This is a genomic window from Thermogemmatispora carboxidivorans, assembly GCF_000702505.1.
GTDB lineage: Bacteria > Chloroflexota > Ktedonobacteria > Ktedonobacterales > Ktedonobacteraceae > Thermogemmatispora > Thermogemmatispora carboxidivorans.
The window spans coordinates 2,113,406-2,135,286 of the sequence record NZ_JNIM01000001.1; the positions used below are offsets into that span (position 1 = coordinate 2,113,406).

General features: G+C 59.3%; 19 protein-coding genes. 11 read left to right on the plus strand and 8 right to left on the minus strand.

All coding sequences use genetic code 11. The annotated features are described in order from the left end of the window. Positions 1-42 precede the first annotated feature (42 nt). From N688_RS08265 to N688_RS08285, 5 genes are all read right to left on the minus strand, one after another. The gene (locus N688_RS08265; protein ID WP_052888838.1) at positions 43-624 is read right to left on the minus strand and encodes a cob(I)yrinic acid a,c-diamide adenosyltransferase; all 582 of its coding nucleotides are present in this window, start codon (positions 622-624) and stop codon (positions 43-45) included. A gap of 169 nt (positions 625-793) precedes the next feature. Next, positions 794-1,663, minus strand: coding sequence for a hypothetical protein (locus tag N688_RS08270; protein ID WP_156025347.1), 870 nt, complete (start codon positions 1,661-1,663; stop codon positions 794-796). A gap of 435 nt (positions 1,664-2,098) precedes the next feature. Continuing rightward, positions 2,099-2,263 carry a hypothetical protein gene (locus N688_RS22725; RefSeq protein ID WP_156025348.1) on the minus strand — a complete coding sequence of 55 codons (165 nt, stop codon included), beginning with the start codon at positions 2,261-2,263 and terminating at the stop codon, positions 2,099-2,101. A 216-nt stretch (positions 2,264-2,479) separates the two neighbouring features. Continuing rightward, complete coding sequence (locus tag N688_RS08275; protein ID WP_052888840.1) at positions 2,480-3,121, minus strand: Chromate resistance protein ChrB; 642 nt, start codon at positions 3,119-3,121, stop codon at positions 2,480-2,482. Between the two features lie 885 nt (positions 3,122-4,006). Further along, positions 4,007-4,846 (minus strand): heme NO-binding domain-containing protein, encoded by an 840-nt coding sequence (locus N688_RS08285; protein ID WP_052888842.1) that lies wholly within the window; start codon positions 4,844-4,846, stop codon positions 4,007-4,009. A 690-nt stretch (positions 4,847-5,536) separates the two neighbouring features. On the opposite strand from N688_RS08285, the gene N688_RS08290 reads away from it, so the two are divergent. Next, positions 5,537-6,460, plus strand: coding sequence for a prenyltransferase (locus N688_RS08290; protein WP_052888843.1), 924 nt, complete (start codon positions 5,537-5,539; stop codon positions 6,458-6,460). A gap of 84 nt (positions 6,461-6,544) precedes the next feature. Here the strand turns inward: N688_RS08290 and N688_RS08295 are convergent, their stop codons facing one another. From N688_RS08295 to N688_RS08305, 3 genes are all read right to left on the minus strand, one after another. Beyond that, on the minus strand, positions 6,545-7,381 hold the full coding sequence (locus N688_RS08295; RefSeq protein ID WP_052888844.1) for an LLM class flavin-dependent oxidoreductase: 837 nt from the start codon (positions 7,379-7,381) through the stop codon (positions 6,545-6,547). A gap of 24 nt (positions 7,382-7,405) precedes the next feature. Further along, positions 7,406-8,908 (minus strand): outer membrane protein assembly factor BamB family protein, encoded by a 1,503-nt coding sequence (locus N688_RS08300; protein WP_162179517.1) that lies wholly within the window; start codon positions 8,906-8,908, stop codon positions 7,406-7,408. Positions 8,909-9,263: 355 nt separating this feature from the next. After that, positions 9,264-10,454: an acetyl-CoA C-acetyltransferase gene (locus N688_RS08305; protein WP_052888846.1), complete on the minus strand. Its 1,191-nt coding sequence runs from the start codon at positions 10,452-10,454 to the stop codon at positions 9,264-9,266. Positions 10,455-11,168: 714 nt separating this feature from the next. On the opposite strand from N688_RS08305, the gene N688_RS08310 reads away from it, so the two are divergent. The 10 genes from N688_RS08310 (at position 11,169) to N688_RS08350 (ending at position 21,843) form a co-directional block, all read left to right on the plus strand. Next, on the plus strand, positions 11,169-11,756 hold the full coding sequence (locus N688_RS08310) for an acetate uptake transporter (RefSeq protein WP_052888847.1): 588 nt from the start codon (positions 11,169-11,171) through the stop codon (positions 11,754-11,756). Positions 11,757-12,124: 368 nt separating this feature from the next. Continuing rightward, positions 12,125-14,194: an arginine--tRNA ligase gene (locus tag N688_RS08315; protein WP_052888848.1), complete on the plus strand. Its 2,070-nt coding sequence runs from the start codon at positions 12,125-12,127 to the stop codon at positions 14,192-14,194. 54 nt (positions 14,195-14,248) lie between these two features. Continuing rightward, a complete protein-coding gene (locus N688_RS23765) occupies positions 14,249-14,602 on the plus strand; it encodes an LLM class flavin-dependent oxidoreductase (RefSeq protein ID WP_202901867.1) in 354 nt (117 codons plus the stop codon). Continuing rightward, a complete protein-coding gene (locus N688_RS23770; protein ID WP_202902004.1) occupies positions 14,583-15,146 on the plus strand; it encodes an LLM class flavin-dependent oxidoreductase in 564 nt (187 codons plus the stop codon). The genes N688_RS23765 and N688_RS23770 overlap by 20 nt, the downstream gene beginning before the upstream one ends. A gap of 222 nt (positions 15,147-15,368) precedes the next feature. Next, on the plus strand, positions 15,369-16,754 hold the full coding sequence (locus N688_RS08325) for a GTP-binding protein (protein ID WP_052888849.1): 1,386 nt from the start codon (positions 15,369-15,371) through the stop codon (positions 16,752-16,754). Between the two features lie 156 nt (positions 16,755-16,910). Next, the gene (locus N688_RS08330; protein ID WP_052888850.1) at positions 16,911-17,696 is read left to right on the plus strand and encodes a hypothetical protein; all 786 of its coding nucleotides are present in this window, start codon (positions 16,911-16,913) and stop codon (positions 17,694-17,696) included. A gap of 169 nt (positions 17,697-17,865) precedes the next feature. Continuing rightward, positions 17,866-18,786, plus strand: coding sequence for a prephenate dehydrogenase (locus N688_RS08335; protein WP_052888851.1), 921 nt, complete (start codon positions 17,866-17,868; stop codon positions 18,784-18,786). A gap of 370 nt (positions 18,787-19,156) precedes the next feature. Further along, positions 19,157-20,104, plus strand: a complete 948-nt coding sequence (locus tag N688_RS08340) for a VOC family protein (protein ID WP_052888852.1) — start codon at positions 19,157-19,159, stop codon at positions 20,102-20,104. Between the two features lie 5 nt (positions 20,105-20,109). Beyond that, positions 20,110-20,757: a GntR family transcriptional regulator gene (locus tag N688_RS08345; protein ID WP_052888853.1), complete on the plus strand. Its 648-nt coding sequence runs from the start codon at positions 20,110-20,112 to the stop codon at positions 20,755-20,757. 225 nt (positions 20,758-20,982) lie between these two features. Further along, entirely contained in the window at positions 20,983-21,843 is an 861-nt protein-coding gene (locus tag N688_RS08350; RefSeq protein ID WP_081839184.1) for a DUF6282 family protein, read from the plus strand. The last annotated feature ends 38 nt before the right edge of the window (positions 21,844-21,881 follow it).

The following is a 21,881-nucleotide window of genomic DNA, read 5'->3' on the forward strand; positions in this document are numbered from 1 at the left end:
AAACCTGGCCAGGAAAAAAGGATGCCACCAGTTGAAAGCGGTCTACCCAGCTGAGGATGAGTCAGGTGCCTGGTGTGGTTCTGTTCCTGGCAACGTTGCCAGCGAAGAGCGTACCTCAACAGAGCGTGCGAGGATAAAAACCACATCGGAAAGGCGATTCAGGTAGCGGATCACCTCGCTATTGTGGATCACGCCATCGTGGAGCAATTTCACCGCCAGGCGTTCGGCGCGGCGGATTACAGTGCGGGCGAAGTCGAGGGCCGCCCCATCGGGTGTATCACCGGGGATAATGAAGCGATTAGGGATCTCCACCTCGCGTTTCAGCTGCTCGGCCTCGGCCTCCAGGCGCTGCACATGCTCAGCGGTAATGCGTAGCCCGATCTTCTCATAATTTTCTGGGGGGGTAGCCAGCTCGCCCATGAGCAGATAGAGGTCCTGCTGGAGGTGGTAGATGAGGTCCTTGACTCGTTGATCCCTGGCCACAGCGCGCGCCAGGCCAAGCGCGGATGTAGCTTCATCGACCGTGCCGAAGGTCTCGGGGCGCGGATCGTACTTTGGGACGCGCTGCTCTCCAAGCAACCCGGTATAACCTGTATCGCCGCCGTGGGTCGTCACTTTGGCCATTGCTTGCCACTCTCCTCTCTTATCGGCCTACCTCTCTCTTTCTCTGTTCGCGCACACACGCCTATTCCTGCCTGCCCTGCTCTATGTGGGCTCAAGAAAGCGTTCAACCGGTGCCCCGGCATCATCAGCTCTTCTGATCTCCGCTCCTCCCTCCCTAACTATAGCACAATCAGTTCTCCTCGGTGCGACCGCGGTAGCGATAGGCGCGGCTCACGCGGCGCCAGTCAAGCTCTCGCCCGCGTACTGGGCGTTCTTCATCCAAAGGTTCCAAGGTATTAGTGGCCAGAAAGCGGCGGCGGAGATTGGAGAGATCGATTGGCTCATCGGGAGGGAAGAATGCACGGTAGAGGAGCGTCGCCTCTGCCAGTGTCAGCGTGCCATCGCCGCTGGGTGGTTCGCGGAGAGCGCGCAGCGGGCGGGTCTCCTTACTGAGAGCCGTATGGGTCTCCTGGCGCCACCACTCAATACTATCGCGGCGTGGGGTGGCCATATCGGCCAGATAGCGCAGCACCAGTTCAGGATTGCGTTGAATCTCCGAGCGCAAGGTATTCAGCGCCATCTCCAGCACGGGGCGGGCCTCGGGATCAAGCTGGCGCTGGCCAGACTCGACCTCGGCCACGGGAGTCCATTGGACACGCAGGCTTGGGACGGGATGACGATGTAAGTTGGGGCGCAGCTCATCGCGATTGGCACGCAGAAGGACGCTATGAATGAGGGAGACAGCCGCTCCTTGCTCGGCGCTTCCCCAGACATAGACCTGCTGCTCGACCCAACCCGCTTTTAACTGCAGCAGGGAGGCCTCATCAGGCCAGAGCAGCACCGCCTGCAGTGTGCGGAGCACCGCTTCGGTCACGGTCTCATTGCTGAGCACCAGGCGCATAGGCGGTCCCCACGGCCCTTCGCGCAGCAGCACCCACAGCGTCCAATCGCGGATGGCAAAGATCACCACGCCGGCGGTGACCATCAAACGGCGGGGGCTGTTGTCGCGCACGGGCCGCGCAGGGATCGAAGAATTTGGCCCTGAGAGCGGTGTGTTCACTCTTCTTCTTGTGTCCCCCTGTCCGCGGCAAGCTTTGACCCGGCCATATGTAGCTGATTCTACCTGCTCTCATTGAGAGACGCAAGTCCACTGCCAGACCGCGCCTGGTCACCTGGCCTGGACATTCCTCCTCCACGGCGCTTCTCAGAGGGCCAGGATCCGTTTGGGGGCAGCGGGGGACTGAGGGCCTACTGGGCTAGGGGATCTAGGGGGACTGATCTGGCTGAGGACTGGGCGAACGCAGGAGCAGCGGTAACTAATACCGGGCCGCCTCGCCATTGAGGCACGCTGCAGGCCCTCTTGGCCGCGAGCACTCTGCCTGGTCTGCACCGTTTCTGGCTGGTGGGCGAGCAGGCGCGGCATCGGGGGCCGGCCCGACCGAGGTGGCCTGCTCTGCCAGAGGTGAAGCGTTGCTGGAGCTTTGCTTTGGATCTCCTACTTCAGTAGCAGCAGCCGCAGCAGCTGATAGGTGCCTAGCGCCGATGCCGCGCTTGCCAGCAAGCCCAGGAGCAGGCGATAGCGTTGCAAAGTCTCCCGGAGCGTCAGAGCTTCAACCCTCGCGTCACCTGTTGTTGCACGCCTTCGAGATTGGTGCTGCATAACCTCTCCTCCCGCCGCAAGCGGCGAGCGCAATAGTGGCAAGGAAGCGTCGAGCACCTGTTTGCCCGTGCATTCCTCATCCTGCTATAGATACGGATAAGAGCAGTTCAGAGTTGGAGACTCTGAACCTTTTGGCTGGAAGACTCACCCCAGCCAACTGGAGAGGACTAGAGCCTGCCACGGAGCGGAGCCTGGAGCAGCTCTTCCTGCTCCTGCCTAGAGCTGACCAGCGACCGTCGAGGAATCGGCGAGCTGCCGGCCCCTCTCCGTCGTGTTCGCTATCTTCTCTCCATAAAGAGCTAACAGCCGACGGGCTCTTGGATAATCGCCTTCCGCCAGAATGCGGAACAGCTGTTCACAGCTAGCCAACAGCTCTGCCGCTGTGGCTCGTTTGGCGGCGGTCAAAGGGCCAAGGAGGTCGTGACGGCGCGCGCTGCGAAAGAGTCCGTGCAGCTTCTCAAGACAGTCACCGAGCTCAGCCTGGACGACCTCACTGTGACATTCAATGTCTGCCAGAGAGGCGGCATGTGCCAGGAAACGCTCACCCAGTTGAATCGCTTGGTCATACTCGCGATGACGGGCCTCTAGCAGCGTCTGCAGCATCCGCTCTTCGTCGGCAGGATCAAGGGCGACGAGGGCGAAAAGGCAGGCTTCTCCTCCCAGCTCTCGTATTTCACTGGCAAGCTGGCGAAACTGCTTTTCAACCTCCTCGGTGAAAGGCAGGACATAGACCGAATGCTGGAGCGGGTAGGCCCCAAGATGTTGCAAACGGCGCCAGACCCAGACCCGCTTTTGGGAAGGCTCACTTGGAACTTTATACGTCAGTTGCAGCCAGCGCATACCACTGCGCTCAGACATAGGCTATCCCCCCGGAGGAAATGCCAGTAACATATGTTACTGGCATTTGCTATCTTACTCGATGGAGGGAGAGGAAGTCAAGCACAAGGAGAAATGGGGTGCATCCAGAGCAGCCAGCGCAGAAGAAGCCAGGGGGTTCCGCTGCCTGATACCCTGGCGGTGGCCTCTTGCTGAGGAGCAGTCAAGGGGGACGCCCTTCGGCCAGAAAATCACCATAAGGAAGGAGATGGGCAAGCGCTCCATTCATTGGCAGGGACAGTCTCCCCCAGGCCCTGCAAGAGGAGACGCAGGAATTTCGATCAGGGCTGATCTGATCTTGACCGACCTTGCCTTGTCCTGCCCTCTTGCCATCAACGAGGAGATGTGTCGATTGCTCTCTTGGAAGAGTGAAGAAGCAAGCTGCTGTTGCCCACAGGCGACCCGGCGAGACAGGTCAAGGAAAAGAATGCCGGATCTGGCACCGTGAGAGCCTGGGGGGACCTGTTGGGGCAAGTCAGCAAGGTGGAGTTCCTGACCTGACGCTCACCGTGGCTCTCCCGCGCGACTTCGCTCTGCAGCGGGAACAAAACGGACCGCCCCTCGATGGCTCTTTCCTCCGATAGAGACTGATCCCTTGTAGCTGTTAAGAGGAAAGAGCTGCGAGATTGGCTATGTCTGATCTGGAGGGACTGCTGTCAGAAGCACCTATCAGGGCGATAGAAGTAGGCATAATAGGTAACATGTGTTACCTATTATTGGCCCAGAACAATCCCCCCTCCAGGGGAGGTGGTAAGGATCGGGCGATCGGTGGCGGTGGCTGGCCAGGGGCCGGGGGAACATCACAAAGGGGCATTGAGCGGGAAGCCAGCCAGCCACCGCGAAGAAGGCGAGAGTGCCCTCCTACCTTTACTTCCCCGAGGTGGGAGCGCGCCAGTAGCGCCGGCGAAACAGCTCCTTGCCCTGACTGGCGTTGCTCTGCACCAGCCCGGCAAACTGCAGGTGCTCCAGAGCCTCTAGCAAGAAGTGAGGACGCAGCTGCTCGGTCTCGACCTGGCGCTGACGCAGTCGATCAGCCAGCTCAGAGAGCGTGAGGCCCTCGCGCTCAGGTAGAGCAAGCAAGACCAGATGGGCCAGGCGCAGGCGTGCAAGCCGTTGGGTAGTCTGAGCGGGCGTTTCGGCAGGTTGTCCCTTGCCTGGGAGAAACTGCACCTCTAGTCTGCACTCCGGGGCACCATGCTTCATGCAGGCTACCTCTATAATACGGACACCTTCGCCGTAGCGTTCGGCAGCTCCTTCAATGGCGCCCCACAGCAGAGAACAGAGATGGCGGGGACTGTCGTAGATGAGCAACAGCTCATTGGGATTGCTGGAAATGCTCTCATAGCGAAAGAGTGGAGGGATGATCTGAGGTGAGGCGCGTCGCATCTGCGCATGGGCATCGCGCATGGCCAGTAGGAGCGCACGCCCGCTGCGCACCTGGCTTAACAGGTAGGCGCAGAAGTGCCCTGTGAGGCCATTGAGCAAGAAGTACCGCCCATATTCGCGGAGGAGCGTATCAGGGCTGAGCTTCGTTAGCTTGCTGGCGGCCTCGACGCCGATAAGCCACTGTTCATCTTTGTAGATGCGACTTGCCAATGCAACAGTGCGACTCTGCAAACCAATGGCTTTGCGGTAGACCTCTAAAAATTCTTGGCCGAAGCGCTCGTAGAGATACCGCTCCCACGTCACAACGATTAACCCTTGCATAATACACCTTCCTCCAGACAGAACCTCACGGCAGGTCTGGTTACGGCGAGCCTGACCTGCCTGCCTTCCTCGCGGGCCTCGCTGCTTGTCTACTCTTCTTCCTGCCTCTCTGCAGGGCAGCTCGCGAAAACGCGCTCCTCGTGAAGCGGACGATAGAACGTCTTTGGAAATGCTTAAGGGAAGGATATTTTGTATCTTTGTCGGCTTTCCCAGCCCAAAGCATGGTCTTCCAGACAGCGTTGAGAGTTGGCCTGTCGGCCTCTGGATCTTCTCTTCTCTCTACTCCTTTCCAGGAAGGGCGGAACAGAACTCGTCACCGTCCAACATCTCTCGCTTACGGCGATTTCTTGACACAATGATATTATATGTTTCTCTCTTTGTCTTATCAATATAGAAAAGAATATTATACAAGAATATTTAATCGGATTTTTATGTCAACTCAGGCAATGTCTTGTGTATCATTTGGCAACAGAGGAAGAAGCGGCCTGCAATAAAGAGAAAAGACCCGGCTCTTGGGCCTGCAGCCTGGTGGCGTGTTATACTAGCGTTGCTGGCAGTCAAGAGCGAGAGTCTGAGGAGAGAGAGGAGACCGCCGGATTGCTTTCTAAGCCCAGGCGAGGAGCGGCGTCGGGCTGAAGAAAAGCAAGGAGCAAGAAAGAGCAAATCTCAAGGAGGTACGAACGTTGGCCTATGGAACAGGTACGCATCTGGGCGCGGGTGACGCGGGCCCGTACGTTGCCCGTCATGGTGGCCCCGGTAGTCCTGGGGGCCGTGCTGGCCTGGCAGGAGGGCTACAGCTTCCAGTGGGGTCTCTTCCTGCTCACCCTGATAGGAGCGCTGGCGGCCCATCTCGGCGCCAACGTAGTTAATGACGTCTTTGACTTCACTGCGGGCACTGATGCCCAGGCACATCAGCTGCAGAGCCAGGGCGAGGCGCTCGTCACCGGTTCACAGGCCCTCTTCAGTGGCAGTGCCTCGCTGGCCGAATATCGCCGGCTCTGGGTACTTCTCTTTGCCGTAGCCTTACTGTGTGGTCTCATTCTCAGTCTCTGGCGTCCCTGGGTTCTTGTCCTGGCGGGGGCTGGCTTCCTGCTGGCTTTCTTTTATGTCGCACCCCCCTTGCGTCTCGCCTATATTGGCCGTGGTCTTGGAGAGCTAGACATCTTCCTCTCATTTGGTCTACTTCCACTGGTGGGAGCCTACTACGTTCAAGCAGGGAATATGAGTTTATCTGCTATTCTCGCCGCCTTGCCTGTAGGTCTCTACACCACTCTTGTGTTATATTTCCATCATTTTCTCCATTGGCGAGCTGATCGCGAAGCGCAGAAAAAGACGCCGGTAGTACTCCTTGGCGAAGAGAGAGCGCGACACTTAGGGGCGGTGCTGCTGGGTCTCACAGCCTTGCTCATCATCATCGACGTTCTCCTCGGGGTCTTCCCCTGGTACAGCATCCTGGCGGTCCTCACCGTCATCCCTGTCTACCTGGTTCTACGGCGGAGCCGGGGCGAGCTGAAGCAATATCTGGCCCTCATGGCTCAGAACATGAGCAGCAACCTGCTCGCGGTCCTTCTGCTGGTGCTGGCCCTCCTCGTGCGAGGCTTCACGCATCTTTGAAGCCAGAGAGCAAGCATAGCGCGGCCAGAGTGGACCAGTCACCAGTCAGAGGAAAGGGAAACGGGTGAAGTGGAAAAGATTGTCTTAGGCGGGGGGTCCCTGTTGGATGTGCTGCAGAAGCTCCTGCGCATTGCTTGATGCAAGCTGCACGAACTCGATCCACCAGGTGGCCCCAGCCTCCGTGAACTGCTGGGCCTGGGTTCTGGCCTGTAGAGGGTCGTGGGGACTGATGCCGCCGGCCACAAGATCAAAGCCATCCAGGCTGGCGCGCTCGGTCAGCAGAAAGCTTCTGATAGCGGCAATCTCGGCAGGTGTGAATGGCTCAAACTCGCCGTTGGTGGACAACTTTGCGGGACAAAAACCATCCCAGCGCGCGGCTCGGCGAGCTGGCGCGCGCCGGGGCCAGAAACCGCCGATCCAGATCGGGATGCGTGGCTGCTGGAGCGGGGCTGGTCTAAAAGTAAGAGGGCGCACCTGGTAGTAAGTCCCCTGGTAAGAGAAAGGCTCTCCACTGAGCAGGCCCGCCAGAACCGTCAGCCCTTCGTCCAACATAGCCCCTCGCTGCTTCAAGTCGCTGTTCTCTCCAAAGTAGGAATCTTGCAGGTCGCCCAATCCGCAGCCCAGGATCAGCCTGCCCTGAGAGAGGTGATCAAGCGTCACCGCCTCGCGAGCCACTTTCCAGGGCTGGCGAACTGGGAGCGGCACCACTGTGATCCCGAGGCGTATCCGACTGGTGCGCATAGCGATTGCTGTCAGGGCCAGCCAGGGATCAAACGTCACCTGTGTCCCCTCCCAGTAGACCAGGTAATCCTCCAAAAAGACGCCGTCCCAGCCGGCAGCCTCGGCGGCACAGGCATAGTCAACCAGGCGTTCAATAGAGCCATCGATGCCGGATAAAGGTAACGCTAATCCATAGTGCATACAATTCTCCCTATGGGCCAGATGCTACTCAGCCAGCGAGCGCAACCAGTGTAAGTGGCCGCTGCTGCTATCCAGAGCTGCCAGTTGTCCGCTAGAGGTACTGACATAGAGCTGCAGTGGATTGCTCGGCGCCAGGGCGAGATCGCTGATAGTGTCAGCAAAACGGGTTCGCCAGCGAAACTGACCGGTAGTGCCATCGAGAGCCAGCACCGCGTTATCATTCACCGCAGCATACAACATCGTACCGTTCGGCTGAGCGCTCATCAACCCCTGGCCAGGATAGCGCTGTTGCCAGAGCGGTTGACCATTGCTGACAGAGACTGCCATAAGCTGGGCCTGCGGCTGATCCTGACGCTCCAGAGCTAGATAGAACATGCCATTGTGCTCCTGGGCCAGGATAGCAAGAGAGAGTCCCTCATTCACTGGGCGCTGCCAGAGCAGCTGGCCGTTCTTGTCATCGAGTGCCAGGAAGAGAGTCACATCGCCGCCATAGGTATTGCTGGGGGCGGTCTTGGCCACATCAGTCAGCGCAAGCAGCTTGTTGCCGGTGCGACTCCCGAACAGGTTGAGCTTGACCAACTGGCCTGGAATGGTATGCTGCCAGAGCTGGGCGCCGCTTCGGCTATCCAATTGGCAGAGCAACGTTTCCGGTAGGGGCGCGCTGGCTCCCTGGGCATCCGTGGCCAGATAGATGCGACCCTGCTCCTCTAAGACGGGCCTCAAAGAGCCTGGAAGCATCTGGCTCCAGAGAGGTTGACCATCATCAAGCCGCAGCGCAAACAACTGAGTGTCCGGCTGCTTCTGTGCTCCCAGAGGGAGAGCCACCACCATCTGATCCCCCTGATCACCGCCCACCAGCACCCCACTCAGTGAGCCAGAAAGATGCCGTTGCCAAAGAACCTGTCCAGTCTTGGCCTCCACGGCCTCGATCAACGCTGCTGAGGTCAACGACTGGACCAGATAGAGCTTCCCATCAATAAGCGTATTCGCGAAGAGGCGGCCTTCCTCTGCCCGCTGCCAGAGCAGATGACCATCGCTGGCACGTACAGCCGCTACAATTGTTCTCGCCCCGGAGCCTGAGAGACAAGGAAGGCTGGCGTGTGGGGTCCCTGGGGGAGAAGCTGCAAAGCAAGCGCCGCTGATATAGACCACTCCATTGGCCACGAAAGGCGAAGAAGGCAGGAACTGAGAAGCCGCAACCGGTAGGGTATAGCGCCAAAGGAGACGTCCATCGTGGGCCTCTACGGCAGAGAGTACGCCCTTACTAGAGAAGGCGTAGAGCCTATCGCCGTTGACTGTCAGCAGGAGGTTTTGGCTGCTCGTCAGAAGGGCAGCCGGCTCAGAAGTTGCAGTGCTGGGCGGAGCGCTCGCTCCAAACAGGAAAGCCTCCCGCAGTAGAGGAAGAATCACGGCTAGCAGCAATGTCAGCAGCAATAGGCCCAAGGCGCTGCCCAACAGCCAACGGCGAGCACGAGCCTCTTCCCACCAGCGCAGCCAGGGGAACGGCGCCCGAGAGGCAGCGGGCAAAGGAACAAGCTCCAGCTCATCAGCTGTCGTGGGCGATGACCCTGGTCCGGCCTCAGCCTGCGACTCAGCTGCTGAAGGAGGAGCCTGGGAGTCTCTGGATGAACCAGAACAAGACGAATCATCAGCGAAGAAGCGATGAGAGGGGGTGTACATGGTCCTGCTGCCTCCTCCAATGCTCAGGCGTGCGAGAGCGAAGTCGGTACAGTCCTCTGCTGTTATTACAAATAGCGAGGAATGGACCCCTGGTCGCTGACGCTCTGTCTCTGTCCCCGGCTCGGCTCGGCTTGGAGGGGGCAGGAGCGCCAGCGACAGGCAAGACTGTAGGGTCAGAGCCGGCTATTGTTCCCGGTCCGTTTCATGGAGCAACATTCTCGAAAACGGCGGCAATGCCCTGACCACCGCCGATGCAGAGCGAAGCCACCCCGTATTTCAAATGATGGCGACGCAGCTCGTGCAACAGCGTAATCGTCAAACGAGCACCGCTGGCGGCCAGCGGGTGACCGATTGAAATGCCTCCTCCATTCACATTCGTCTTCTCGCGTGGCAGGTCCAGCTCCTTCTCCACCGCCAGATACTGGGCTGCAAACGCCTCGTTGACCTCGATACGGTCCATATCCTCCAGGCGCAGATCAGCCCGTTTGAGCGCCTGGCGAATCGCCGGGGCCGGGCCGATGCCCATAATCTCGGGGGGGACGCCCACCACGCTCCAGGAGACCAGGCGAGCCATTGGCTGCAGATTGTGGCGCGTCACGGCCTCCTCGGTTGCCAGGACCACGCAGGCGCCCGCATCGTTAATCCCGCTGGCATTACCAGCAGTCACCACCCCGCCCTCGCGAAAGCGAGCTGGCAGCTTGGCTAGAGCCTCCATTGAAGTATCGCGAATGCCCTCATCCTGGCTGAATTCCACTGCATTGCCCTTGCGGTCTCGCACGGTGACCGGGACAATCTCCTCTGCCAGCCAACCGGCCTGCTGAGCACGGCGCGCGGCCACCTGGCTACGCAGCGCGTAAGCATCGACCTCCTCGCGCGTCAACCCGTAGCGCTCGGCCAGGTTCTCCGCCGTCATGGCCATCCCGCAGCCGATATAGGTATCGATCAGAGCCTCCCAGAGGCTATCTTCCAGCTGCGGGGCCTGACCCAGCTTAAACCCAAAGCGGGCGCCGCGAATCACATGAGGAGCCTGAGTCATATTCTCCGCTCCGCCGGCCAGGGCGATCTGCCCCTCGCCAAGCAGGAGGAGCTGAGCCGCACTCACGATAGCCTGCAGACCCGAACCGCACAAGCGATTGACCGTCAAAGCTGGCACCTCGATCGGGAGGCCGGCTTTCAAAGCGATATGACGGGCAAAATAGATAGCGTCCTTGCTGGTCTGCAGCACATTGCCCATCACCACCTGATCAACCAGCGCTGGCTCAACCTTGCTTCGTCGCAAGGCCTCTTTGGCAGCGACCACACCCAGATCGATAGCGCTGATCTCCGAAAGGGAGCCTTGCAAAACACCGACCGGCGTACGTGCTCCTGCGATAATAAAGATATCTTGCGGCATTGAATCACCTCATCTTTGATGGTGAAAGAAAAGCAGCATATATGTACTAGCATCCGATGGAGACAAAGGCGCAGGGCGCGGTCGAAGAGAAAGAGCCTGCCCTGGCGCGCGTTCTCTTGCCAGTGTACCACATCGGTAGGCGAGTGCCCAGGCAGGAGGGCGGCCAGATCACTGCTACCGGGGGTGCAGCGCGACAAGCGGTTTGACACAGGGTCTGAGTCTGGCAGGAAGCGGCTTCCTTTCGGGGCTTCTTCTCACGCGGCGTGCTCCTGGCCCTTGTCGCAAGAGCGAGCCTGCGAAGGAGGCTGCTAGAGCCAGTCTGGCCTTTAGAAAGCCATAGAACCACGTTCCGTCTGCCCGCGAAATGTGTTATAATAATCACATACACCACTCCTCTGATGCGGCCATAATTACTGAGCAATAGCCAACTGCAGAAAGGGGGCTGCTGGGCGCCAATCTCATCCGTAAATAGAGATATGCCTGTTTATGGAAGCTTGTGAGTGAGGGCGCACCTGAGCGGGTGCGAGGGCAGATAGAAGGTGTTTGCGACATCTGGTGGTGGCGACCTCCTACCTGGTAGGTAGCAGGCAGAGTCGCCTGTGGAGAGCGCGGGCCCGGGCAGCGAAGCGACAAGCGAACTGAGTACCGGGGCCAGTAAGCGAGGCACAGTGTGCCTGATCATCATCATATCTCGACAGAAAGGTGGGAACGTCAATGGCCCAGATTGCAGCAGAGCGCAGCGAACCCGCTGCCGCCGCAGTTGCCAATCCCGCTCCACTTGGCCTGGCCGCATTTGCCCTGACCACATTTGTCCTTAGTGTTGTCAATGCCGGTCTTGTCTCCAGCAATGGTATCAACGATGTTCTTGGTCTGGCACTCTTCTATGGCGGTCTGGCGCAGTTCCTGGCGGGCATGTGGGAATTCCGCAACCGCAACACCCTTGGAGCCACGGCCTTCTCGACCTACGGCGCTTTCTGGTTGGCCTTTGGCTTTAGCGCCTGGCAGAAGCTGCTAGTGACTGGTCCCATTCTGGGCTGGTTCATGCTGGCCTGGGGGCTGATCACCCTGCTCTTCTTCCTGAGCGCCCTGCGCACCGATCTGGCTCTGATGGCTGTACTCTTCTTCCTCTTCCTGACCTTTGTGGTGCTAGGCATCGCTGAGTTCAGTGGCAACTCAGTGATCACCAACGTTGGTGGCTGGCTTGGCATCGTGACCGCCCTGCTGGCCTGGTACCGCTCCTGGGCAGGCATTCTGGAGAGCGGTCAGGGATTGTTCCGTCTCCCGGTTGGACCCATGTCCTGAGCTGGCTAGCGAGCTCGTTGAAGCTTGCCTGAGACAAGGGCTTTCGGATTGCCGCAGCAGAGCAAAGGGTGGTAGCGGCGTGGCAGGCCAGCCACCTGTCACGCCTCCTTGTTTCTGGTTCCAATGAAGTAGTTCCTGGCGGTTCTCCTTCCTTCCCTCGATCCCTGGGTAGTGTGCTTGTATTCTCACCCATCTCTCCCCGTTTGGTACGGCTCTCTGTCTGTCTGTGAGAGGGCGAGGCCAAGAAGATGGACTGGTCCCCCGGGCCTTGACCGGGCGAGAGAGCTACGCTATAGTGTAACGCAAACGTTCACTCTAGGATCACGCTACTTCATTCGTCCGTGTTGCGGATTGTTTAGTGAGGCCGTATGACAATAAGCACAGAGGCACAGGAAACCGCCGAAGCGGCACCGAGAGATCTCCATGAGTATCTCAGCGCACTGGTTAGAAAAGCGGCGAGGAGCTACCTGGCCCGGGAACAAATCGATTATCCTGTTGAGGAACTCCCCATCGACCTGGGCTTCTCCGCTCAGGCCAGCTTTGGGGACTACTCCGTTCCACTCATGTCATGGGCCGCGAAGAATCGCCTGGGGCGGCCACCGCTGGTCATCGCCGAGGCCCTGGCCGACTATCTGCGCTCGCTGAATCTACCGACGCTGCAGGAAGTCACGGCCACGCGCCCGGGCTATCTCAACTTTCGCCTGAACCGCCCGCTGGTGAGTCATGACATCATGGTGCGCGTGCTGGAGGCTGGCCCTGACTTTGGGCAGAGCGAGACAGGGGTGGGCACCAAGGTAGTGGTCGAGCATACGAATATTAACAGCAACAAAGCGGCCCATGTTGGTCACCTGCGGAACTCGTGCTTAGGGGACACCCTGGTCCGTATGCTACGGACTCAGGGCTACCAGGTTGAGGCCCAGAACTACATCGACGATACCGGAGTGCAGGTGGCCGACGTCGTTGTCGGTTTCGCCCTCCTCAAGGAGGGGCGACTGCACCTTCCCGAAGGCGATGAACCTCTGCCAGGCGAATCGTTTGACTACTACTGCTCGCGGGTCTATGTTGCGGTAGGCAAAGCTTACGACGAGCAGCCGGAGCTGCTGGAGCGGCGTCGCGCGGTGCTGCAGGCCATTGAGCGTGGCAGCGAGGCCGCAGCCGGGCAGTCAGAGGAGGGGACAGATTATGCGGCCCTGGCCGCCGACCTCTCCCAACGTATCGTACAGGCTCACCTGAAGACCATGTCCCGGCTGAATATCTCCTACGACCTGCTCACCTGGGAGTCAGCCATTCTTCACAGCGGCCTCTGGAGGAAAACCTTCGAGGTCCTGAAAAATCGCGGCCTGCTACGGCAGCCTGAGAGCGGCAAGCTGGCTGGTTGTTGGATTCTGCCATTTGGCGAAAACGAGTCCCAGGACGAAGAGGGTGAGCACACGTTAGACAAGGTACTGGTCAAGAGCGATGGAACGGCGACCTACACCGCCAAGGATATCGCCTACCAGCTTTGGAAGTTCGGTCTGACCGATGATCCGGCCTTCGATGTCCACTTCACCTTTGTGCCGTGGGGCCGCCAGCATGATGGGCGCCTGCTCTGGACCATGCGCACCCCGACGCTCCGGGAGGAGGCGAGCAGCGAGGGTGATCCTCTCCGCTTTGGCCATGCTCAGCGCGTCATTAACGTCATCGATGTACGCCAGTCCTATGCCCAGCAGGTAGTCTACGAGAGCCTGCGTCGCCTCAGTTATGAGGAACAGGCCAAGAACTCGACCCACCTCGCCTATGAGATCGTCACCCTCTCCGCTGCGACTGCTGCCAGCCTGGGAGTAGATACCTCCGATGGACGCGAATTCTATCCGATGTCGGGGCGCAAAGGCCTGGAGATCAAAGCCGACGACCTGATCAATGCGGCCACCGCGCGTATGAAAGAGGTCAAGCCGGACCTACCCGATGAGACCGCGGCTATTCTGGGAGCTTCGGCGATCCGCTACTTTATGATCCGTTTTAGCCTGCAGCAGGTCATCGCCCTTGATATGGAGGAAGTGCTCCGGCCAACGGGGGACACGGGCGTCTATCTTCAGTATGCCTATGCGCGTGCCAATAGTATCCTGCGCCGTCTGCAAGAGAGCGGCTATGAGGTCCCGGAGCACCTGGAGGAGCTGCCATCGGCTCTGGAGCAGAGTGAGTGGGAATTGCTGCGCCATATCGACGCCTACCCGCGCCGTCTGGCAGAGGCGACCGACCATCTGGCTCCCAATCTGCTAGCCGCCTATGCCTACGATCTGGCCGCTCACTTCAGCGATTTCTATGAGCACACGCCTCCCATTGTCAAGGAAGAGGACCAGCGCGTCAAGGCTTTTCGGGCCTGGATTGTGCGGACCACCGCGCAGGTGATGAATAATGTCCTGCGCACCCTTGGCTTTATTCCCTTAGAGCGTGTCTGAGTCACAAAGGCAGCGCACGACAAGCACCGGCTAGAAAGAAAGAAGCAGGTAACAATGGCAGCGACAAGGGGAAGGCTGCGCTTCGGTATCAAGACGGCGCAGCAGTTTGTGAGCTATGAACAGATCCGGCAGATCTGGCAAGAGGCAGATGCCCAACCGGCCTTTGAACATGCCTGGCTCTTCGACCATTTTATCCCGCTGGGGCCAGAAGAGCAGAGTCAAGGCTCCATTCTAGAAGGCTGGACCCTGCTGACGGCCCTGGCGGCGCAGACGCAGCGACTGCGCCTAGGGCTGATGGTCGCTGGCAATACCTACCGCCATCCTGCCGTCCTGGCCAAGATGGGCGCGACGCTCGATCTGATCTCGGGGGGGGCGGCTCGACTTTGGTCTGGGAGCTGCCTGGTTTGAGCGCGAGCATCGGGCTTATGGACTGCCCTTCTACTCCACGGGCGAGCGTATTCGTCGTCTGGGCGAAGCCTGTGAAGTGATCAAGCGGCTCTGGACAGAGCCGCGCGTTACCTTCGAAGGCAACTACTACCACTTGCATGAGGCGCCATGCGAGCCGAAGCCGCAGCAGAAACCCCACCCGCCTTTCGTCATTGGCGGCAGCGGAGAGCGCCTGACGCTGCGGGTGGTAGCGCGCTACGCCTCGATCTGGAACTATAACGGCAGCGACGTCGACGAGTTTCGCCGCAAGCAAGCCGTGCTAGATGCTCACTGTGCGGCCATTGGACGCAATCCCCAGGAGATTGAGCGCTCTATTCAATTCCCTGTTGATCTGGCCCATCCGCTGGCGGCCCTCCGCTCGACAGTGCGGACCTTCATTAAGTCTGGTGCCACGCACCTGATTCTCAATCTGCGCCCTCCCTATCCATCGGGGATCATCACACGCCTGGCCGAGGAGGTCGTGCTTCCGCTCCAGGAAGAAGCTGAGGCTACGCTGCAACGGTAGCCTGAAGCGAAGATCTGAAGGATCTCGCTGGCCTTGCCCACCGCCACCGACCTGGTCGGCTGCTTTTGACAGCAGCTTCTCCTGCAGAAGAGACAAACGGCTAGAGAATGCAGGATGCAAAGAAGAAAAAAACGGAGGGCTTGCTGAAGATAGGAGCGAGCTGGGGATCGTCTCTCTATCTCTGCCATCGGCGTGGTAGTAGTAGTAGTGAGTGAGAAGGGGATGCGGCTGTCAGCGTGGGGCCTGGCGGTTGCCTCGCCTGAGAGCGAGAGCTATAATGGTTACGAAAAGCGGCATTGCTGCGATCGCAGTTTTTCTTTCATCGAGGCACAAATAGTACAGGGAAGGACGACGCGCGTGGCCCAGAAAAAGCTAAGCTCCTCTGCGAGTGAGGAAACGACCAAAAAGAATATTGTGGAGCAGTTGCTCCCGCGAGCCTTTCGCAAAAGTGAGCGCCCGAAGAGCGTGCGTGAGCTAGGTCTCAGCGTGCTCAAAAACCTACCGGCCAATCTGGCGCTCATGCAGGCTTTCATGCGAGCGGTCAATTGGAAGCAGGCCCATGAGGAAGTGATGGCTGGTCTCAGCAACACGGTGGTCATTGTCGGGCGGCCTAACTCTGGCAAAAGCACCCTCTTCAACAAGATCATGGGGAAGGACATCTCCCTGGTATCTCCCGAGGCAGGCACCACGCGGGCGCTGGTCCCTGCCGAATTTGGTCCATTTACACTCATTGATACACCTGGCCATCTCCCTGACATTACCAGGGGAGCGCTGGAGCAGGCGAGCGTGATTGTGCTTTTGCTAGATGGTGTACGAGGGCTGCAGGCAGAGGACCGTGAGCTCTACAACGAAGTGAGGGCCTTGAATAAGCCCACGGTGATGGCGGTGAACAAGATTGATGCGCTGCCAGCGGGATCAGATGGCGATCGCCTGGCGACCGAGGTCGCCGTGCGCCTTGGTGCTGCTGGAGTCATTCCGATCTCTGCCCAAAACGGCCAAAACATTGCCGAGGAGCTGATTCCGGCCATTATTGAAGCCAGCCCCGAGGCCGCTCTGGTTATTGGGCGAGAGCTGCCGGCCTTTCGTCGCAGTGCAGCCCAACGGATCATCCGCAACGCCACGCTCCTCAGCCTGGCTGCTGGTCTGGAGCCGGTCCCTTTCATTGACATTCCCATTATTCTGGGAACGCAGGTACGTCTAGTATTGCGCCTGGCCGCTCTCTATGGGGAACCGATCTCCTCCGGAGAAGCGATGCGTCATGCACGCGAGCTGATCCTGACAATGATAGGCGGAGCGGGCCTGCGCTACCTGGCGGAGCAAGCGGCCAAAGTAGTGCCTATAGGGGGTGACCTGGTAGCTGGTGCCATTGCGGCTGCCGGAACGTGGGCCATTGGTCAGGTAGCGCTGGAATACTATGACAGCGGCAAGCAGCTCGCGCCCCGGCGGCTCCAACAGCTCTATCGGCGGTTCTATCGGCGTTTCCGTCAAGAGAGGACCATCGAGGAGCTGCAGCGCTATGCCCGCGAAGAAAGAGATGAGCGGCTTTTGCCGGGAGGGAGAGAGCCAGCGCCCTCCGGGACGGGACCGGAGCCAGGTCGGGCCGAGTAAGAGGGAGAGAAAAGCGCTCCGCTCGCTCTCGGTCGGCCCGTGCTCATCTCATGGCAACGGGGCAGCAGTTATACAGCCTGCTGGCTAGTCTACCAGGAGCCTGACGTCACAGGGTCCCTGGCCTGGTATGAGACTACGACGAGAAGAAAGAAAATCATGTCGTTCCCCTATGAGCGTTATCGGACACTGCTCGATAGCTTTCTGCTCTACTATCCGCGGGGGTATGAGCAGCAAGCGCGGCATCTCCTGCTGAAACTCAATCAGGCGGCGGAAGAGCTAGGCCGGTTGCTCAAACTGCCGCTGCCGGAGCTGGAGATCATCCTGGTCGCGTCACCTGACTGGGAGAAGGTGCCTCATGATGAGGATCTGGGGAAAGCGCAGACCCGGCTGCCCTATTTTACCAATGCGACTGAGCCGCCCTCGTTGGTTATACCGACGCAGCTTGACCCCATCATTGGCGAGCCGACAGCCGAGAAGCTGACTTTCCTCTTGTACCACGAGCTGGCCTATGCTTTTTTAGAGCAGGACCCGCGTCCCTGGCCGGAGGACTATCCGCTTTGGGCTGATGAATGGCAACTGCAGTTTGCAGCCCTCTGGCTCTCCCATCGCCTCGATGGCCAGCACGACGTGGTCAATCGTGATCTGCATGAGTTGTATGGAGAGATCTTCCTGGCCGAAGAAGATGGAAAGACGCCGGTCACCATTCGCAGCTTCAGCTGGGATGAGGAGACTTCGGCAGAGGATTACCTATGCTTCGATCTGCTGCTAGAGCGCTTTGCCGTCGACCTCCTCAAGCGCGCTGGCCCCGAAGTCTTGCCGCGCTTTCTACGTGAGTACCGGAAAGAGCAGCGCGCTTTGCTCAGCGATGAGGTCACTACCATGTTAGGGGCTGCTATTGGCCCTGGTGGAGTAGTCTGGCTGGAGAGCTTACCCTACTTTTAGTTGAGTGAGCAGGCCCATCGCGCGACACTCCTCTCGCTCAACCTGCCAGCGCGAGAGCGGACGCGGCCTTCTTTCTAACGCTGTTGACTTCGCCATTGCTCCTGTAGCTTTGGCTTCGTGTGCTCATCGATCAACAGTATCATTGGCTGCACTAATGTGAGGATAATCCATGTTTCAGCGTGTAGCGATTGTCGGATTAGGATTGATCGGCGGCTCGATCGGGCTGGCCCTCCATAAGGCGAAGGCGACCCGAGAGGTCACCGGTTATGACCTGGGGCGTGGAGTTTGCGAGCAAGCTCGCAAGGTCGGAGCGATTGATCAAGCCTATGACTCGCTGGCCGACGCTGTGCGAGGCGCCGAGCTGGTGGTCCTGGCGACACCCGTGGGGGCAATGCGGGCCCTCCTGCAGCACCTTGCCAGCTGCGTAACCCCTGGAACCGTCATTACCGATGTGGCAAGCACTAAGGCCCAGGTCATTAGCTGGGCGGAGGAATTTCTGCCAGAGAATGTCTCGTTTGTCGGTGGACACCCGATGACCGGGAAGGAAGTCAGCGGAGTTGAGGCTGCCGATGCCGGCCTCTTCCAGGGGCGGATCTATTGCCTGACGCCAACGCCACGGACCCGCCCGAGCGCTGTCAACAAGGTTGCGACCTTCGTGGAAGCCTTGGGGGCCCGCATCCGTTTCCTCGAACCGGCAGAGCACGATGGCCAGGTCGCCTATGTCAGCCATCTGCCTTTCGTAGCCTCCATTGCCCTCATGACAACCGCCGTCGAGGCTCCATCCTGGGGCGATGCAGCCTTGCTGGCCTCTAGCGGCTTCCGCGATATGACGCGCCTGGCCGCCGGCAATCCCGAGATGTATCGCGATATCTGCCTGACGAATAGCGAAGCGCTGGTGCGCAGCCTCAATGAGTATCTCCTGGCACTCACGCGGCTACGCGATCGCATCGCGGCCCATGATCCGCACTTGAATGAGGTCTTTGCTCGGGCCCAGGAGCTGCGCCTGCAATGGCAGGCCGCCTTTAGCGCGCCAGACACCGCCGAGTCACGGCGTCGCGAGCCCGACCACAAGGCCTCTTCGGATCGCTAGACACTGCTCTATGGCCCTGGCCTTGACAAAGCAGCAAAAATATGGTATACTGCTAAAAGCACTGAGGAGCGGGCCACGGTCGGCGCTGCTCCTCATGCCAAGTGGTCCTTTTCTCTTTTTTTTGGTGTGGGTGTTGTTAACAATCTTGTAGACAAAATTGTTGAGTATGGAAGGGTGGTCTGTGAGGCGAAGAGGTGCCAGTGAGGTGCGCGGGGCAAGCGAGCAGGTGGTGGGGGTGTGCGCTTTTATTGTTAACAATTTTGTGGACAAGATTGGTGACAATACTCTGCTGGGTGAAGGGGCCTGGCGTCTAGGTAGCACAGCGCAGTCATCGGGAGTCGTGACCCGCTACAAAGGAGGTTCCGGAGCCATGTCCGAAGCGCTCTGCTTTGACATTGCTCACCTGGGGCATGTTGAGCTATTGACCCCGAGCTTTGACGAGAGCCTCTGGTTTTTCGTCGAGGTCCTGGGCATGGAGGAAGTAGCCCAGCTTGGGCGCTCGGCCTATCTCCGCTGTTGGGGCGACTATGAGCAGTATTCGCTCAAGCTAACCGCACATGAGCACGCTGGCGTTGGTCATACAGCCTTGCGGGCCATGAGTCCGGAGGCGTTAGAGCGGCGCGTGGCCATGCTAGAGCAAGGAGGCGTACGAGGGACATGGATTGAAGGGGACTTCGGTCATGGTCGGGCCTATCAGTTTCGTGGTCCCGACGGCCATCTGCTAGAACTCTATTACGAGACCGAGTATTATCAGCCTCCCATCCATCTACGTCCTGCCTTAAAGAACCAGCCCCAGAAGTTGACCGGGCGAGGGGTGGGAGTCAAGATGCTCGATCATGTCAATTTTCTCTCTTCGTATGCCGAGGAGGACGGTGAGTTCGTCGAGCGCTATCTGGGTCTGCGCCTGACTGAGCAGATTCTCCTCAACAATGGCCGGCGCCCAGGATTGTGGTACCGGGCCACCAACAAATCCTACGACCTGGTCTATACACAGGATGCCACAGGTGCCAGGGGGCGTCTCCACCACATCGCCTTTCACGTCGAATCCAACGAACTGATCTGGCGAGCGGCCAATCTCTTTGTGGATTACGGCGTCTTCATCGAGTTCGCGCCTAGCAAGCACGCTATTAACCAGACCTACTTTGTCTATGTCTATGAGCCAGGCAAGAATCGCATTGAGGTTTGCTCTGGCGGCTACCTGGTTCTGGCTCCCGACTGGAAGCCTGTTACCTGGACAGAGGAGGAGCGTGCGCGCGGTCAAGCCTGGGGGAACAAGACCGTTGAGACCTTCCATACCTATGGCACACCGGTGGTTTGAGGAAGATGGGAACGCAACTATTGAATGAACAGACCTGCTATGAGCGTCTTCGCAACTGGATCATTGACGGCACGCTGCAGCCGAATGAGCGGCTGATCGAGCTTGAGCTGACGGCGCGGCTGGGAGTCGGACGGGCGACCATCCGCACCGTGTTGGCCCGCCTGGAGCAGGAAGGGCTGGTGGTACGCGAGCCGAACCGTGGCGCGCGCGTTCGTTTCGTTTCGCACGAGGAGGCGCTGGAGATCTTAGAGGCGCGCACCGCCATCGAATCGCTCCTGGCCCGCTTCGCTGCCATGCGAGCCCAACCGGCAGATGTTGCCCAGATGCGCGACCTACTGGAGCAGATGCGGGCCTGCATTGAGCATGGAGACCTCGTCTCCTACTCAACCCTGAATACGGCTTTGCATCGGGCAATTGCGGAGGCCGCTCGCCATCGTACAGCGGCCAGATTACTAGAGACGCTTGGCTCGCAGAGTGTGCGCTATCAGTATCGCACCATTCTGGCGCCCGGTCGTCCTGCTACCTCGTTGACCGAGCATTCGGCAGTTGTTGAGGCCATTGCTGCCCATGATCCTGATGCCGCCGAGCAGGCTATGCGCGCCCACCTCTCAGGCGTCTGTGAAGCCCTGCGACGTCTGAGACAGGGTCTCTGAGGACCCCCAGCCACAACAGTCGGTCCGGGCTTGCTTATGGGCGGCTGTCTGATGCCGATGCTGAGGTCATGCCGTATGGGCAGGTGGGCAGTCCGGCCTGCTGGATAGAAAGAAAAGGGTAAGAGAGGCTTCAGCAAATCACAAGTCAAAGCGTAGAGGAGAGTGAACCGGTTGATCGACAGAGAGCGTGACGATCTCGTGCGCTTACTGGCTGGCGCTCTTGATATGCACCTTCATATTGAGCCAGACCTGATTGAGCGCAGCACGGATGATCTCTCGCTGGCTCGCGAATTTCTCGCTCTCGGTTGGGGCGGCTTTGTTCTGAAGTCGCACTACTTTCCCACCGCCGAGCGCGCCAGGGTGGTCTCCACTGCCGTTCCGGGGGTTCAGGTCTTTGGAGCGATCGCTCTGAACCATGCCGTGGGCGGCTTCAATCCGGTGGCTGTCGAGATCGCTGGCCGGGCTGGCACGCGCATCGTCTGGCTGCCGACGGTTGATGCGGCCAATGAGTCGCCAGAGAGGCAAGCGGCCCGTGGCGAGCGTCACCAACCATTCTGGACCCGCATTCAGCAAGAGATTCGAGCCAAAGGCTATGCTCCGGAGCCGCTCAGCGTCTTTGATGAACGTGGCCAGCTGCGGAGCGAAGTGCGGGCCTGCCTTGCCGGTGTTGCCGAGTACGATATGGTGCTAGCCACAGGGCACCTGGCGAGGGATGAAATCTTTGCCGTCGTGGCAGCGGCGCGAGAGAGCGGCGTGAAGCGCATTGTGGTTACTCACGCTCTCTTCCCCTCACAAGCTCTCTCCATTGAGGAGCAGCGACGGCTGGCCGACATGGGAGCCTATATTGAAGGCTGTTATACCACCTTCTATACCAACAAATGCCCGTGGGAACGACTTTTCGCGGCTATTCGCGCCGTTGGTCCCGAGCGAACCGTGCTCTCATCCGATCTTGGCCAGCGCTCGAATCCACCGATCGTCGCCGGCCTCCTCGATTTTGCCGCTCGTCTGCTTGCGGCTGGCTTCACGCCGCGAGAGGTGCAGTGCATGCTCGTTGAGAATCCGGCCCGGCTGGTGGTAGACGGATAAGCGCGATCTCTGGGCCTGCGCGACCCTGGGTGGACCCC

Coding starts and splice junctions, on each gene's coding strand:
- N688_RS08265 (WP_052888838.1), bottom strand. CDS start 624: ATGGCCAAAGTGACGACCCACGGCGGCGATACAGGTTATACCGGGTTG.
- N688_RS22725 (WP_156025348.1), bottom strand. CDS start 2,263: ATGCAGCACCAATCTCGAAGGCGTGCAACAACAGGTGACGCGAGGGTT.
- N688_RS08275 (WP_052888840.1), bottom strand. CDS start 3,121: ATGTCTGAGCGCAGTGGTATGCGCTGGCTGCAACTGACGTATAAAGTT.
- N688_RS08285 (WP_052888842.1), bottom strand. CDS start 4,846: ATGCAAGGGTTAATCGTTGTGACGTGGGAGCGGTATCTCTACGAGCGC.
- N688_RS08290 (WP_052888843.1), top strand. CDS start 5,537: ATGGAACAGGTACGCATCTGGGCGCGGGTGACGCGGGCCCGTACGTTG.
- N688_RS08295 (WP_052888844.1), bottom strand. CDS start 7,381: ATGCACTATGGATTAGCGTTACCTTTATCCGGCATCGATGGCTCTATT.
- N688_RS08305 (WP_052888846.1), bottom strand. CDS start 10,454: ATGCCGCAAGATATCTTTATTATCGCAGGAGCACGTACGCCGGTCGGT.
- N688_RS08310 (WP_052888847.1), top strand. CDS start 11,169: ATGGCCCAGATTGCAGCAGAGCGCAGCGAACCCGCTGCCGCCGCAGTT.
- N688_RS08315 (WP_052888848.1), top strand. CDS start 12,125: ATGACAATAAGCACAGAGGCACAGGAAACCGCCGAAGCGGCACCGAGA.
- N688_RS23765 (WP_202901867.1), top strand. CDS start 14,249: ATGGCAGCGACAAGGGGAAGGCTGCGCTTCGGTATCAAGACGGCGCAG.
- N688_RS08325 (WP_052888849.1), top strand. CDS start 15,369: ATGCGGCTGTCAGCGTGGGGCCTGGCGGTTGCCTCGCCTGAGAGCGAG.
- N688_RS08330 (WP_052888850.1), top strand. CDS start 16,911: ATGTCGTTCCCCTATGAGCGTTATCGGACACTGCTCGATAGCTTTCTG.
- N688_RS08335 (WP_052888851.1), top strand. CDS start 17,866: ATGTTTCAGCGTGTAGCGATTGTCGGATTAGGATTGATCGGCGGCTCG.
- N688_RS08340 (WP_052888852.1), top strand. CDS start 19,157: ATGTCCGAAGCGCTCTGCTTTGACATTGCTCACCTGGGGCATGTTGAG.
- N688_RS08345 (WP_052888853.1), top strand. CDS start 20,110: ATGGGAACGCAACTATTGAATGAACAGACCTGCTATGAGCGTCTTCGC.
- N688_RS08350 (WP_081839184.1), top strand. CDS start 20,983: ATGCACCTTCATATTGAGCCAGACCTGATTGAGCGCAGCACGGATGAT.